This window comes from Pyxidicoccus fallax, from assembly GCF_012933655.1.
Lineage (GTDB): Bacteria > Myxococcota > Myxococcia > Myxococcales > Myxococcaceae > Myxococcus > Myxococcus fallax.
In genome coordinates, this window is record NZ_JABBJJ010000013.1 from 1 (window position 1) to 14,587 (window position 14,587).

At 70.8% G+C, this 14,587-nt stretch carries 11 protein-coding genes; 5 read left to right on the plus strand and 6 right to left on the minus strand.

The genetic code is table 11. The annotated features are described in order from the left end of the window. Together HG543_RS04400 and mrpC are read left to right on the plus strand one after the other, a co-directional pair. On the plus strand, positions 1-264 hold a 264-nt coding region (locus tag HG543_RS04400; protein WP_211193726.1), incomplete at its 5' end, for a helix-turn-helix domain-containing protein. A 271-nt stretch (positions 265-535) separates the two neighbouring features. Continuing rightward, positions 536-1,282 carry a Crp/Fnr family transcriptional regulator MrpC gene (gene mrpC, locus HG543_RS04405; RefSeq protein ID WP_163999786.1) on the plus strand — a complete coding sequence of 249 codons (747 nt, stop codon included), beginning with the start codon at positions 536-538 and terminating at the stop codon, positions 1,280-1,282. A gap of 607 nt (positions 1,283-1,889) precedes the next feature. Here mrpC and HG543_RS04410 read toward each other — a convergent pair. Continuing rightward, positions 1,890-3,464, minus strand: a complete 1,575-nt coding sequence (locus tag HG543_RS04410; RefSeq protein WP_169343386.1) for an aromatic amino acid hydroxylase — start codon at positions 3,462-3,464, stop codon at positions 1,890-1,892. A gap of 92 nt (positions 3,465-3,556) precedes the next feature. Beyond that, a complete protein-coding gene (locus HG543_RS04415; protein ID WP_171818829.1) occupies positions 3,557-4,477 on the minus strand; it encodes a LysR family transcriptional regulator in 921 nt (306 codons plus the stop codon). Positions 4,478-4,665: 188 nt separating this feature from the next. Here HG543_RS04415 and HG543_RS04420 point away from each other — a divergent pair, with 188 nt between their 5' ends. Next, entirely contained in the window at positions 4,666-6,567 is a 1,902-nt protein-coding gene (locus HG543_RS04420; RefSeq protein WP_169343388.1) for a sulfatase-like hydrolase/transferase, read from the plus strand. A 10-nt stretch (positions 6,568-6,577) separates the two neighbouring features. Here HG543_RS04420 and HG543_RS04425 read toward each other — a convergent pair whose 3' ends face one another. The 4 genes from HG543_RS04425 to HG543_RS04440 form a co-directional block, all read right to left on the minus strand. Then, positions 6,578-7,174 (minus strand): hypothetical protein, encoded by a 597-nt coding sequence (locus tag HG543_RS04425; protein WP_169343389.1) that lies wholly within the window; start codon positions 7,172-7,174, stop codon positions 6,578-6,580. Then, the gene (locus HG543_RS04430) at positions 7,174-7,929 is read right to left on the minus strand and encodes a metallophosphoesterase family protein (protein ID WP_246356747.1); all 756 of its coding nucleotides are present in this window, start codon (positions 7,927-7,929) and stop codon (positions 7,174-7,176) included. Before HG543_RS04430 ends, HG543_RS04425 begins: the two co-directional genes overlap by 1 nt. A gap of 153 nt (positions 7,930-8,082) precedes the next feature. Continuing rightward, positions 8,083-9,177 (minus strand): vWA domain-containing protein, encoded by a 1,095-nt coding sequence (locus HG543_RS04435; protein WP_169343391.1) that lies wholly within the window; start codon positions 9,175-9,177, stop codon positions 8,083-8,085. 124 nt (positions 9,178-9,301) lie between these two features. Next, positions 9,302-10,540 carry a hypothetical protein gene (locus tag HG543_RS04440; protein ID WP_246356748.1) on the minus strand — a complete coding sequence of 413 codons (1,239 nt, stop codon included), beginning with the start codon at positions 10,538-10,540 and terminating at the stop codon, positions 9,302-9,304. Positions 10,541-10,972: 432 nt separating this feature from the next. Here HG543_RS04440 and HG543_RS04445 point away from each other — a divergent pair, with 432 nt between their 5' ends. Then, entirely contained in the window at positions 10,973-12,388 is a 1,416-nt protein-coding gene (locus tag HG543_RS04445; protein WP_169343392.1) for a hypothetical protein, read from the plus strand. Positions 12,389-12,432: 44 nt separating this feature from the next. Beyond that, positions 12,433-14,529, plus strand: coding sequence for a WD40 repeat domain-containing protein (locus HG543_RS04450; RefSeq protein ID WP_169343393.1), 2,097 nt, complete (start codon positions 12,433-12,435; stop codon positions 14,527-14,529). Positions 14,530-14,587 lie beyond the last annotated feature (58 nt).

The window sequence follows — 14,587 nt, forward strand, 5'->3', positions numbered from 1 at the left end:
GCCCCGGACGCCAGCCGCCCCACGCCTCCGGGCGCCATGTTCGCCCCGCCGCCGGTGGACGATGTCAGCCTCATTCCCACCCTGGAGGAGGCGGAGCGCATGCTCATCGCCCGTGCCATGACGGTCACCAAGGGGCACAAGGGTCGCACCTGCCAGATTCTTGGAATCAGCCGGCCCACCCTGGAGCGCAAGCTCCAGAAGTACGGTCTCGCACAGGGACAGGGTCCTCAGGTCCACACCTACCCCGTGAAGGACGCCTCGTGAACACTGTCACGGCTCCGACAGTGACGCGGCCGGTTTGAACGTTTCGTTCAACTTGATCAGACTGTTTGAACGTTCTGTTTCAGGTTTTGGACACAGAGCGGGGGGCGATGCGGGCCTGTAGCGCTAAGTACCCGGCATTACTCAATGTGTTCCCCCGGTGGCACTTCATTCCCGGCTGGCACGTAACTTGGAAAAGGAAACCCCCGTTCGCCGCTGAAGCAAGCGGCCGGTCTTCCCCACCTTTCCTTCTTCCTTCCACGGAGTGATTGCCATGCACGGATTCAACCGCCCCCTCGGCCCCATCGGTTCCAACGTCGTGGCGCCGCTGCAGACGACCAGCTCCGGGATGATGGTCACCGCCAACAAGCTCATCCCCGGGCAGGAGGCCATCGACTTCAAGGGGTACTTCAAGGTCGAGTCCTTCCCGCACAACTCCACCATCTACCGCCCCGGCGACAACACGGACCGCGTGTACCTGCTGAAGTCGGGCCGCGTGCGCCTGATGCGCATTGGCAAGAACAGCACCCGCTCGGTGGTGTCCATCCTCCGCCCGGGCGACCTGTTCGGCGAGCTGTTCCGCCCCGAGGGCACGCCCATCGAGGAGATGGCCGTGGCGGCGGGCGAGGCCGAGGTGTGGAGCATCGAGGGTCGTGACTTCCGCGCCCAGCTGGAGGCCCGTCCGGCCCTGGCGGTGGACGTGGTCCGCGCCTACGCCGAGCGCGTCCGCTCGCTGCGCAAGCGCGTGCTGGGCCTGACGTTCAAGGAGGTTCCGGCCCGCCTGGCGGACACCCTGCTCACCCTGGTGGAGGCGCACGGCGAGCGCTGCCCGCACGGCGGTGAGACGGACCTGCGCGGCATCACCCAGCAGGACCTCGCGGACCTCGTCGGCGCCTCGCGCTCCTTCGTGTCCACGCTCATCAACGAGATGAAGCGCGAGGGCGTGCTCGGCAACGTCGGCCGCATCCTCTGCGTGCGCGACCAGAAGGCGCTGCGGAAGATCGCCTCCAAGGAGAAGTGAGCCGTTACTTCCCGCGGTGACTCGCGGGAATGGATGCCAGACCTCGGGCCTGTCCGCGCGACCTTCGCGTGGCCGGGCCCGTGGCGTTTTCTGAGAGGCCGAGAGGCCGGGCCGCGCGGGGTGCATGGAACGTTGAATGCCCTGCTCCGTCCTGGACCGGACGATCTCCCACGCTCGTTGCACGGAACGTTCAGGGCCCCCCTGCCCGCCCCAGGTTCGGGCCCGGGCGCCACGCGCCTTGCACGAAACGTCAGGCCCCTGAGCCGCGCGGGGCGGCTTCCAGCGGACCACACGCGTTGCACGAAACGTCGGTGCGAAGGCGCGCGGAACGGGCGATGCGGGATGCACGAAACGTCGATAACCCGACGCGCCCCAGGAGCGGGGCGCGCACATCGCACGAAACGTAGACGCTCCGGCGCCCTGGGAGCAGGCCGCGCACACCGCACGAAACGTCGACGCGAGGGTGTGCGGCACGACGGCGCGGGTTACGCGAAACGTCAACGCGCCGCCGAGCGGGAGCGGACCGCGCACACCGCACGAAACGTAGACGCCCTCCGCTCACGGGGAGCAGAGGGCGTCCGGTGCTTCGCGGCGGTTGAACGAGACGTCAGGCGCGCGGCGCGCGCAGCTCCTCCACCTCGGTGCGCAGCAGCCAGTCGTCCGGGAAGTCCGTGGCGGCGGCGGCGATCTGCGCCAGCCGCTCGGGCTTCACGGTGCGCGCCTCGCGCATCTGACGGACCTCGCGGTAGAGCGCGGCCAGCGACGGGTGCAGGGCCAGGGCCTTGCGCGAGCGCGCCTTCGCCTCGCCGTCCCCCTCCGAGAAGGCGCTCATCTCGCCGAACCACCGGTCCCACGTCTCCGGGTCCGCCGGCCCACCCGCCACCGACGGCAGGTGCGTGCTGACGAAGAGCTTCGTCACCGCCGGCAGGTCCAGCTCGCGCCCGGCCAGCCGGCCGCGCAGCGCCAGCACCTCGCCACCGCCCGCGGCGAAGCCCTCGAGCACGAGCCCGCTCTCCAGCGCCAGCTTGAACGGCCCGCGCTCCGGCAGCGCCGCCTGCCCGAAGGCCACCAGCGCGGAGCCATTCCACGGCTTCTCTCCTCCCGCCTTGCCTTCCCGCGACGAGAGGATGGGGCCGTCCATGTACACCAGCGCCGTGGTGAGCCCCGAGGCCAGCGGCCGGGGCGCGGCCACCATCTCCAGCACCCGGCCCGTCACCTCGCGCCCGTCCGCGAGGACGAGGTGATTCACCGTGCGCGCGCGCCGCGCCTCCTCCAGCCCGAAGTCCCCGCCCCGCTTCCACGCCAGCGTGGACTCGAACTCGCGCAGCACCTCGAACAGGTGCTCGAAGTCCCGCGCCACGAACAGCTGCGGCTGCATCCGGGTGATGTCGTAGTCCGTGTCCGCGCAGGCCACGCTCAAGGGCAGCTTCTTCACCGCCGGGGTGAGGCAGTGCTTCGCCTCGCCGATGCTGGACAAAATCCCCGCGCCATAGATGCGCGGACGCTCCAGGTCGCCGATGAGGCCGTACTCCGCCGTCCACCAGTACAGGCGGCTGGCCCGCGTGCTCTCGCTGACGAAGCGGCGGCTCGCGCTCGCCGCCTCCAGCCGCGCCTGGGCGTGGGCCACCTCCTCCTCGCTGGCGTCCGGGTCCTCCTTCACCACCGACAGGTTGCGGATGGCCTCGAAGACGGCCTGGTCCTCCACGCTGGCGATGGACTTGAAGCCCACCAGCCCGCACGCCTTGAGGTACTCCGCGTAACGGCGGTTGGCGATGATGGGCGCGTGGCCCGCGCTCTCATGGACGATGTCCGGCGCCGGCGTGTATTCGATGTGCTCATGCGTGCGGATGTCCGCGGCGATGGCCAGCACGCCCAGCGCCTGCAGCTCCGTGAAGACGGCCGGAGGGATGAAGCCGCGCACGCCCACGCACGCCCAGCCCAGGCGCGAGAGCTTCTCGTTCATCTCGTCCAGGCTGGGGATGCACTCCGAGCCGATGCCCGTCGCCTCCAGGCCCTCCAGGTAGACGGAGTGGGCCTTGTCCGCCAGGTGGCCGCGCAGCTTCCCCAGGATGTTGCGCCACACGGCCTGATCCCGCGCCGTGTACGCGGCATAGTCCTGGCTCACCACGAAGCGACGGAGGTGAGCAGGCAGGCGGGCTATGGTCCGTTCCGTGGGAGTCATCGTTGTGCACCTCTGGCAGAATCTTCTACCCTCCAACGATAACTCGTCTAGGCCCAAACGGAAATCCGGCAGAATTCGACGGCTTCGTCGTTTTAACGACGGAAGTTGGGCAGGCTGCGAATGCCGTCCAGGAGGCTGCGCGCTCCAGGGCTGAGCGAGCCGGTGGGCCAGAGGGCGACGACCTCCACGGCCTGGGGCTCCTCCTCCCTCAGCGGCCAGGCGCGGATGTCGTGGGGAAAGGGGTGCATCAGGCGCAGGTCCGGAGCGATGGCGCAGGCCTTGAAGGCCCGCAGCAGCTCGTACATGAGGAGGAAGCTCTCCGCGCGGGCCACCTCCATCACCGTCACCCCATGCGTGGCGAAGCGCGCGCTGTTGGCGCCTCCGTAGGGGTCGTCCCGCAGCCAGTCGACGAAGGGCTGCCCCTCCAGCTCCTTCACGTGCAGCGAGCGCCGGTTGGCGGCCTGCTCGACGAGCGGGTTGTCCGGCCCGGCAATCACGACGAAGGCCATGCGCAGCAGGGACTCGGCCTCCACGCCCTCGTGGGGAGGCAGCGGGGTGAAGTCCAGGGCGAGGTCCAGCTGCCGCGTCTGGACCTGGCGGATGAGCTCGTGGGGACCGCCGAAGCTCAGCACCAGCTTGAGGCCGGACGCGGCGGCCTCGCGCGCCACGTTGCCCAGCAGCGACAGGGACAGCGTGGGATTGAGGCCCAGGCGCACCACGGGCTCGGCGCTGGCCAGATCCCTCAGCCGCTTCATGTCCAGCTGGTGCAGCGGCGTCTGGGTGCCCGCGAAGAGGCGCTCGCCCCGGGCGGTGAGCTGCAGGCGGCGGCCGGGGCCGCGCTCCAGCAACGGGGCCCCTTCCGCCACGGCCAGCTCCAGGGCGCGGATGTGCTCGCTCACCACGGAGCGCGCCACGCCCAGGTGCTCGGCGGCGGACTCGATGCTGCCGGCCTCCACGGCGGCGGCGAAGGACTCCAACCAGACCAGGTGCCGGACGAGCTTTCGCGGGGGCATGGGCTCCATCCTGGCACCGGCCTCCCAGTGGGACACGGGCGTTTTGTGGCCCGGAACCGGCGCCCGCGAGTGGACGGAAACCGCGCTGCTCGTGCGCTCCCCGGGCCCTCATGCTCCCTGGCTGGAGGACCGGCCGGGCTCCCGTCACTTCTTGAACATCCGCCCACGGCGGGCTAGCAGGGAGCGCGATGTCACGAAAGCCCCACGCCCCTCCCGCCCTGGCAGGGCTCCTCCGCCGGCTGGACGAGGCTCGGCCCCTGCTGGGGCCCTCGCTGCTCTGGTGCGTGCTGCACGGACTGCTGTCGCTGGCCTTCTTCGGAAGCGCTCTGCTCTCCGCGGCGGGGCGACTGGCTCCGGCCCTGCGGCCGCTGGTGCTGGCGGGAGGCGTCGTCCAGGCGCTGTTCCTCGGCCTGCTCATCTTCCTGGTGACGCTGCCGCTGGCGCTGCTCGGCCGCCGCTACGCGGTGGGCGTGGCGGGGGTGACGGCGCTGGCGGTGGCGCTGTCCGGCGTGGACTCGCTCGTCCTGTCGTCCCTGGGCTTCCACATCAACGGCTTGGTGCTGGCGGTGGCGCTCCAGCCGCGCGCGCTGGCGGAGACGGGCCTGTCGCCCGTCGAAGTCACCCTGGCCGCGGCCGGTGCGTTGGCGTTGCTGGGGCTGGACGTGTGGGCGGGGGTCCACTTCATGCGGCGGGTGCGTGCCCCTCGCCGGGTGCTGGCGGCGGTGGGCGCGCTCGTCCTGCTGTGCACGGGCGAGCGGCTCTTGAGCGCGTACCTCATCTTCTCGCACGGAGGCGCCGTGCAGCATGCCGCCACCACCCTGCCCCTGCAGGCGCCGGTGCGGATGAACACGCTGCTGACGCGCCTCACCGGACACCCGCCCGCCGCGGGCCTGCGCCTGGGCGTCAGCCCCGAGGCCGGCGCGCCCGCGGCCACCATCGACCCGGCCGACGTGCGCTTCACGCGCCGGCCCGACATCCTCGTCATCCTCGTGGAGAGCCTGCGCGACGACTTCTTCCGCGAGGACGTGATGCCGAACCTGTGGCGGCGGGCGGAAACCGGAACGCGCTTCATGCTCCACCACAGCGCGGCGAGCTCCACGGACTACTCCCTCTTCAGCCTCTTCTTCGGGCTGGAGGCCCAGCGGCGCGACGCGGTGGTGGGCGCCGGGCGCGCGCCGCTGCTCTTCCCCGCGCTGCGGCACAACGGCTACCACCAGGCCTTCTTCGCCGCCTCCTCCGTCGACTGGATGGGCCTGAAGGACACCGTCTTCCGCGACGTGCAGGGCGGCCTGCGCACGGACTACACGGGCCGCAGCCACCTGCGCGACGAGGCCATGGTGAAGGACGCGCTCGCGGTGGTGGAGACGGCGCCGGCGGACACGCCGCTCTTCCTCTTCCTGTTCTTCGCCGGCACGCACTTCGACTACGACTACCCGCCCCGCTCGGCGGTGTTCTCTCCGGCCTGGAACGGCAAGGGCGGCCTCGCCACGGCGGGCATTCCCGCGGAGCACATCAAGGCGCGCGCGTGGAATGCCGCCTACGAGGTGGACACCAAGGTGGAGGCGCTGCTGTCGCGCATCGAGGCGGTGCGCGGCGCGCGGCCGCTCGTCATCTTCACCGGGGACCACGGCGAGGAGTTCCGCGAGCACGGCCGCGTCGGCCACGCCAGCGACGTGACGGCGTCCCAGCTCCACGTCCCCATGCTCATCTTCGACGAGCGGCTCCCTCCGGGCGAGGTGGACGCCGTCACCGGCCACATCGACGTGGTGGCCACCCTGTTCGACCTGCTGGGCGACACGCATGACCCGTCGCTCCTGGGGGACGGCATCCCCATGACGCGGCCGGATCCGGACCGCTACCTGCTCGCCACCATCGGCTGGGAGCCGCTGTACGCGCTCATCGGCCGGGAGCTGAAGGTGCGCTTCGGCGCCGGCCTCCCCGGCACGGAAATCACCGACGTGAAGGACCGCCCGCTGCCGGACGCGCGGGCCCGCTTCGCCGCGGAGGCGCCCCGCATCCTGCGGCGGCTGCGCGGTGGGGAGGACACCCCCGCGCCCGGGCCCGCCGCCGCGAGCCCGGCCACGCCCTGAGGCCCGCGCGTCAGAAGCGGAACCTCACGCCCAGCGCCAGCGAGAAGAGCCCCGTCTCCACGGTGCCGGGGTCCTGGAGGAAGTGGATGATGCGGTAGTCCGTGGCCACCAGCTCGAAGTAGCCCTCCAGCAGCCGCAGCCCCAGCGCGGGCACCGGCCGCCCCGCGCCGGCCCCCAGGAGCAGCGCGGGCCGCAGCCCCGTCTTGAACCAGTAGTAGCCGTCCTCGTACCGGTCCGGCAGGCGCACGAAGTAGGCGTCACCGAAGGTGTAGCTGAACAGCATCCCCACCGTGAGGGGCCGCACGCTCCAGCCCTCCCACTCGAGGCGGAACGGGTGCAGCTGCCCCTTCAGCGTGAGCGTGAGGAAGTCCTCTCCCGCCACCAGCGGCGGCGCCCAGCCCAGCAGCAGCCCGGCCTCCACCGACTCGTCCAGGAAGGACCACCCGGGCCCGCCGGAGAACAGGCCGATGGAGCCCGCGAACTGGAACGTCGCATGGTCCGGCACGTACCAGGGCGGCCCCTCGCGCGACGGCTCCGAGAGCGCCGCGGTGGAAACCAGGAGGAGCGCCGCCACGAGGAACGCCCGCGAGTGCCAGCCCGCCGCCATCAGTAGAAGACCCGCTCCACCTGGACGGACTCGCCCTGGACGCTGACCAGCAGGTAGTTGCGGTTCTCCAGCGAGTCCGCGACGAAGTAGCGCACGCCCTGGCGCTCATTGCTGTCGAACCGGTGGATGTGCGCGTGGAAGGAGACGGACACCCCGCGCTCGGCCTGCAACGCCTCCAGCGGCTGGGACAGCGTCGCGTCGAAGTCTCCATGCCCCGGCGGCACATGGGAGAAGGTGAACAGGTGCGTGAGGCCCGGCTCCGGCGTGAGCGCCTCGCGCAGCGCCTCCAGGTCCGGCACGTTGCCCGGGAAGCCGTACTCGCGCGAGTTGGAGTCGTAGAGGACGAAGCGGCTGCCCGCGTAGTCGAAGGAGAGGAAGGTCGGCCCGAAGGTCCGCCGGTAGATGTCCGCCCCGGTGCCCAGCACGTCATGGTTGCCGATGACGGCGAAGTACGGCACCGGCAGCTCCTCCAGGAGCCCGGCCGCCCACTCGTACTCCTTCGCGGAGCCGTACTCCGTCAGGTCCCCGAGCTGCACCACGAAGGCCACGTCCCGCCGCTGGATGTCCCTCACCGCCGCGGCGGACTCGTCCAGGAACAGCTGCATGTCCCCGATGACGGCGAAGCGGAACGCGCCCTCCCGGGTGTCGCGCCGCAGCCGCTCGAGCGAGCGGGCATGCCGGTCCCTGTCCCCCCCACGAAGCTCGTAGGGGTGGAACTCGAAGACGCCGCAGCTTCCACAGAGCAACAGGAGCAACGGCCATGGCATCCACCAGCGCACGCCCGCGAGGTAACGGCGGACCCCGGGGCCTTCAACCCGCGATGCCCACAAATCAATGGCGCCCCCGGGCGAAACCCGGGGTGCCATCGACTATCGGACACACGCTCCGGGCCCGGGAACGGCTGGCCCCTACGCCGCGGCGGCCTTCCCGCCCTCCCAGTCCTCCACCTCGTAGAGGAACTTCGAGCCGCCCATCAGCTTGCGGTTGGCCGAGGTGCTCTGCACGAAGACGACGTACTTCTCCAGGCTGGCGGGGCGGATGCGCACCGTCTCGCCGGGAGGCAACCCGAGCATCTCCCGCGCGCGCTCGCCGCTGTAGAGGTCGCCCGTCTTCCGGTCCATCAGCACCACTTCCTTGTGGCCCTGGATGGTCTCCGTCTTGGTGAACTCGTAGAAGCCGCGGCCCGTCTTGAAGCCCAGGCCGTTCTCCTGGACGAACTCCTTGATGGGCATGGCGCGGTCCACGTCCAGCACCTGGAAGCGGCCCGGCGGCACCGCGCGCAGGTCCGCGGCCCCGAAGACGGACGGCGTGGAGCGCCGGAGCATCGTGCTGAAGATGGCGTTGAGGCCGCGGCTCATCCGGCCCTCCTTCACCACCTCCGCCTCGTAGTCCTGGAGCTTCGCGTCCGACGACTGCTTGTAGCAGATGGCCAGCAACATGTCGGTGACGTGGGCGAACTGGTCCAGGCTCAGGTGGAACCCGCCCGACTTCTCCGCCAGCTCCCGGTAGAAGGCCGTCGCGTGGCCGCGCGCGAGCGCCTGCACCCCGTACACCGGCACGCCCATCCGACCCAGCGCGTCCACCTCCTTGCGCCAGTCCAGCCGCTTCGGGTTCTGGCTCGGCGCGTGCGGCACGTCATCGCCAATCAGGACGAACGCGCGCGTGTACCCCACCGTCCATGAGAGGGATTGCGCCTCGCGCAGCACCAATTCATAGCACTCCGGGGCGTCACCACCACCCGTCTGTCCCACGCGGTCCACGAAGCGCACGACGGCGTCCTCGTCGTCCGTCAGGTCCAGCACCTTCGTCACATAGGTGGAGCCCGCGTCGCAGTAGTCCCCGTGCGCGATGATGCCAATGCGGATGCCCGGAATCTCCTTCATCAGCCGGGACACCGTGCCCCGCAGCTTCTTGCGCACCTGCGCGAGACACGGATACATGCTGCCCGTCGTGTCGAAGCTGAAGACAATCTCGACGCGGTTATCAATGACTGACGTGCTCATCGTATGGCCCCCTCGTGTGTGCCGACGAGAAGAACCATACGTGGCGGGTCTGACATCCGACGGGGCCCCGGAGCCGGGCGCTCCGGGGTTTTTCCGGCACCTGGAAGATGCTCCGGGCGGCGCCTCAGAACGTGAACATCATGCCGGTCTCCAGGCCCGCGGCGGAGGTGCTGCCCTGCACGCGGCCCACGTCCACCGCCTGGAGGGCGTGACGGGTGTTGAGGAAGAACGGCTCCACCACCAGGGCCAGCGAGGGACTGGGACGGTACTCGTAGCCCACGCGCACGCTGCCGTTGCGCAGCAGTCCCGGTCCGGTGCCAGAGAGGGTGCCGCTGCCGAGCGCGGGGACCGAGCCATCCGGAGCGGGGGCGTACCCGTAGGCCGGCACGACGCGGTCCAGGGTGAGCATCCGCGCGAAGCCCGCCGAGGCGTACACGACGTGGCGCTCGGAGAGCGTGTGCCTGGCGCTCACGAAGCCGCTCACGCCCCGGTTGTCCGCCGCGAAGCTGCCCTGCGGGAGCGAGAGCATCCCCAGGTTGGCGGTGTTCTGCCCCACGTTCAGCTCCACCCGGAGCGTGGTGCTCGCGAAGGGCACCCACTCGCCGAAGACGTCGGCATGGGCGGCGAGCGCCTCGCGGTCCTCGGCCCCGCCGGTGCCCGCGAAGGTGAGCCGGGTGGCCAGGGCGCTCACGCCGACGCGGCTCTTGCCGAAGAGCACGGCCCCGCGCACGGCGAACGTGGGCAGCCCCAGCTCCAGCTGCGAGTCCCGCGCGGTGGGGTTGGCGCCCGGGAAGCCGATGGCCGCGCCCACCTCGGAGTGCGGGCCGGTGTGCAGGTAGCGGACCTGGAGGCGCATGAAGCCCTCGTTGCCGCCCTGGAAGAGGGCTCCCACCAGGTTGAGGGTGTACGGGGCCAGGGGCGCGACGAGGTCCCAGTCCTGCCCGATGGAGAGGGTGTCCTCCGGCGTCACCTTCCAGTCCGCCCGGGCGATGCGCAGGCGCGGATTCGCCTGCACCGTGGGCGTGGCCTTGGCGAAGTCGACGAAGTCGAGCTCCACCTGGCCGCGAAAGGCCCCCTTCTCGTTCACCCAGATGCCGAAGCGGGTCTGCTGCACCTGGAAGCTGAAGCGGTCGTGCTCCGGCTTCGTGGCGAGCGCGTGGTTGCCGGCCGCCGTCACCGCCACCATGGTCTGCTGGGTGAAGGACTCCAGGGCGGAATTGCCCACCACCACGCGCGGGTTGAGCGTGCCGTACACGCGCACGAGCGGGGCCTCGGGGGCGGCGGGAGTGCTCTGGGCGGCGGCGCTCGGAGGCGGAGGGGTCGCCGCGGCCGGAGGCTGCTCCGCGCCCTCGGCATGGGCCATCGGGGCCGCGAGCAGCGCGAGGCAGAGCGGTGAGAGGTGGAGAGGAGATAGCGGGCGGGAACTGTGGCGCACGGGGGTCCTCGGCAGGGGAAAAGGTGCGGTTCCCTTACCAAGTGCAAAGCAGGGGCCGCGCTGCCCTCGTGCGAGAAATGACTGGTGGCGCGCACTTCTTGCGCGTTGTGGCCAGGAAAGCGAACGCCTTCGACACGCCCCCGCATGGGCTCGGGGCGCCTCCCGCCATCCAGGAACAGCCAGTCCAGGCCCCCTCCTGCGTATTCCGGGAGCAGCCGGCCCGCGCGAGGTGCCGCTCAGGCAGGGGCCGTCCAAGGCGCGGAGCCCTGCTCGATGGCGTCTTCCATCGGGTGGAGCGACGATGCATTCAAGCGGCGTAGACGGCTGGAGGGCTGTCCCACTCCGGGACAGGGAGGACGTGTGCGGAATCAGGTGTGGTGCTCGGTCCTGGCGGGTGCGCTCGTCTCGGTGATGGCGGGCTGTGGCGAGAAGTCCGTGTCGCCGGACGGTGAGGGGCCGGACGCCGGGCCCGTGCTTCGCGCTCCGGACGCGGCGCTCGTCCAGCGCATCGAGGAGGTCCGGACGCGCGTCCTCGCGGACACCTGCTTCCGCGAGCACCCGGGCAGCGCGGAGTGCGCGTGGGTCGACCACCCGTTCGACCCGGCGGAGTTCTCGATGACGGAGGGCACCGGCGAGGCCATCCTCGTCGTGGACGACTTCCGCGGCCTTCCGCCCATGCTGCTGCGCTACCGGAACCGCCTCCGTGGCTACTTCCGCACGACGGAGGATGGGACGCTCGCGCCCATCCCGTTCACCTGGCACCTGCCCGCCGGGCTCCACGACGCGCTGACCGCGTTCGCGGGCCCGGGCATCATCCCGGCCGAGTGGCTGAGCTCCCTGTGGGAGCCCCTGAACGGCGCCTACGGCTCCCTCGACCTGGGGGGCCTCGGCCATGGCTACATCGTGCTGTCCCTGCTCGTGGAGGCCAGCCCGCGTCAGCCCCTCGTCCTCTGGAAGGACGAGGGCTTCGAGGTGGCTCCGCGCGAGGCGTTCTGCGCGCCGACCGCGACACCCGAGACGCTCGAGCCGTTGCACGCGCACGCCCGGAGGAAGGCCGACTCGCTCCGGTCCGTCATGCGCGAGCTGAACGTGCGGTTCATCAACTTCAGCCGGGGGGAGACCGTCGCGACGCTCCGCGACACCTGGGCGCGACTCTGTGGCGCCACGCCCCCGTCCGACGAGGTGCTCCGCGCGAAGCTGCTGACGGTGGAGCCGGTCATGGAGGTGCTGTTCGGCTCTCCAGGGGTCTTCGCGGCCCACGCCGCGGGCTACGTCTCCGGACCGGACGTCTCGCCTTTCGACTTCCCTTCCGAGCGCCATCCCAACCGCCTGCGCGTCGGCTTCTTCAACTCGCTGGACTCGGGTCTGGACGCGGAGGGTCACGGGCCGTACGCGAACCTCGAGGGCCAGCCCGCCGCGCACGCCGTGGACATCTACCTGAACGCCGGCATCCGTCCGAGCAGGCCCTTCGACTTCAACCGGACGCCGATGCTCCAGGTGGATGGCTTCGGCGTCTCCATCGGCCCCTTCAGCAGCTTCATGCAGACCTCGTGGATGGCCCCCATCGCGCTGTCGACCTTCATCTACCGGCGGGACGGCGCCCACGGAGGAGAGGCGCTGTCGGACGCGCTCATCCAGCGCATCATCGATGAGATGATACCGCCCGGCTGCGCGGACCTGCCCGGAGGCCGGTGCAGCTACCAGGACCCGCTGAAGTTCGGCCAGACCGAGGCCATGCGCCTGGGCTACCGGGCCGTCGAGTACGCCGCGCCCTGACGCGCGTGCTCTATTCTCCAGGCGCGTTTCACGGAGACCCTTCCTTGAGAGTTCCCTCCTCGCGCTGGGGCATCCTGGCGCTGCTGCTCGCCGCCTGCTCCGCGCACCGCGCGCCCACCGGAGCCCCTCCCAACGAACCCACCGAGCGGGAGCTGCGCGCGCGCATCTACCTGGCGAAGGGAGACGCGGCCATCGAGTCGAAGCAATGGGGCCTGGCCGCGGGGGCCTTCACGCTCGCGCGCGCGGCATGGGATTCACCGGAGGCACAGTGGGGACAAGCCTGGGCCACGGACCGCGCCTCCACGCCGCGCTGGACGAAGAAGTTCGAGGGCTCGGTGCTCGCCCTCGCCTTCTCTCCGGACGGACAGGTGCTGGCCTCCGCGGGCTACGACTCCGTCCTCCGCCTCTGGAACGCGAGCAGCGGCGAGCTGCTGGCGAAGCTCGAGGGACACCCGGCCGAAATCCACGCCGTCGCCTTCTCTCCGGATGGCCGCTGGCTGGCGGCCGCGGGACGGCCCGGAGACATCTGGCTCTGGGACTGGCGCGAGGGCCGGCGGGTGGCACTGCTCCAGGGACACTCGGACGTGGTGCGCGGGCTGGCGTTCTCTCCCGACGGAAGCCGGCTGGCCTCCTGCGGCCTGGACAAGACGGTGCGCGTCTGGAGCACCGGCCCCTGGACCGAGCAGCTGCGGTTCGAGCACGACGACTTCGTCATCGCCGTGGCCTTCTCCGCGGATGGCGGGCGGCTGCTCTCGACGAGCATGGACCGGAGCGCGCGGGTGTGGGACCTGGCATCTCGCAAGGAGGTCCACCGCCTCCTGGGCCATACGGAGAAGGTGGAGTCGGGCGCCTTCTCCTCCGACGGGCAGCTCATCATGACCGCCGCGGCGGACCGCACCCTGCGCTTCTGGAGCGCGCGGACGGGGCAGCTCGTCAACGTCCTGCGCAACCTGGGCGATGTCTCGGTGGCCGCCATCGACGCCCGGTTCCGGCTCCTCGTCCAGGGAGGCTGGGATGGGCGCGTGCAGCGCGTCGACGCTCGCGACGGCGAGCCACTGGAGCGACTGGACGCTCATCATTCGTTCGTGGCGAGCGTGGTCCTCTCGCCCGACGGCCGCGCGTTCGCCTCCGGGGGAATGGATGGCGTCCTGAATGTCTGGTCCCGCCCGGAGGCTCCCGCGGAGGTCGTCCTGCGCGGCCACGGAGAGTGGATGGAGACGCTGGCCTTCACCCGGAAGGACGAGCTCTTCACGGGCGCCGAGGACGGCATGCGCCGTTGGCACGTCTCGGATTGGAACGACGTGCAGGTACGCCAGGAGACGGCGGAAGCGGTGGTGTCCCTGGCGGTGAGCCCCGACCGCCAGCTCGTCGCGGCGGGCACCACGAAGGGCGCCGTGCGGGTGCTGGAGGCTGGCTCGGGGCGACAGGTGCTGGAGCTCTCCGGTGTGAATGGCTCCGTGCGCGCGCTGGCCTTCAGTCCGGATGGGAAGGTGCTCGCGGCGGGCGGAGACCCGGACATCCATCTCTGGTCGGTTCCCTCGGGCACGGCCCTGGGCCGGCTGGTGGGGCACACGGCGAAGGTCTGGACCCTGGCCTTCGACGGAACGGGCGAGCGGCTCGCGTCCGGTGGCTCCGACAAGACGGTGCGCGTCTGGGACGTGGGCCGGCGTCAGCCGCGCTTCCACCTGGACGCGGGAGAGCGTGTCCGGGCGGTGGTCTTCACCCCATCCGGCGACACGCTGGTGACGGCGGGGATGCGGCAGCCCATCCGCTTCTGGAGCGCCGCGGAAGGCCGGCTGCTGAAGACGCTCGACGAGGGCAGCGTGGGTATCCTGGCCCTGGCGATATCACCGGACGGCCGGTTCCTGGCCTCGGGCGGATTGGACATGCGGGTGAAGGTCTGGAGTCTCCCCGCGGGCGAGCTGATGGGACAGGTCTGGGGCCAGCAGGGCTTCCTGGCCGCCATGGCCTTCTCTCCGGATGGCTCGGTCCTGGCCGTGGGCGCCTCGGACAGGACGCTCAAGCTGCTCCGGTTCGACAGCATCGCGCACCCGCCCGCGGCGGGCACCGGAGTCCAGGAGACGCTGCTTCGCTACGGCCTCGAATGGGATGAAGCGCGGTTCCTCCTCCAGCACCGATGACCCGATAAATACGGTGGCTCCCTCCTCTGAAGCCCGAAGGCATTCACCGAGGGAGTTC

Coding starts and splice junctions, on each gene's coding strand:
- mrpC (WP_163999786.1), top strand. CDS start 536: ATGCACGGATTCAACCGCCCCCTCGGCCCCATCGGTTCCAACGTCGTG.
- HG543_RS04410 (WP_169343386.1), bottom strand. CDS start 3,464: ATGACTCCCACGGAACGGACCATAGCCCGCCTGCCTGCTCACCTCCGT.
- HG543_RS04415 (WP_171818829.1), bottom strand. CDS start 4,477: ATGCCCCCGCGAAAGCTCGTCCGGCACCTGGTCTGGTTGGAGTCCTTC.
- HG543_RS04420 (WP_169343388.1), top strand. CDS start 4,666: ATGTCACGAAAGCCCCACGCCCCTCCCGCCCTGGCAGGGCTCCTCCGC.
- HG543_RS04425 (WP_169343389.1), bottom strand. CDS start 7,174: ATGGCGGCGGGCTGGCACTCGCGGGCGTTCCTCGTGGCGGCGCTCCTC.
- HG543_RS04435 (WP_169343391.1), bottom strand. CDS start 9,177: ATGAGCACGTCAGTCATTGATAACCGCGTCGAGATTGTCTTCAGCTTC.
- HG543_RS04440 (WP_246356748.1), bottom strand. CDS start 10,540: ATGGCCCATGCCGAGGGCGCGGAGCAGCCTCCGGCCGCGGCGACCCCT.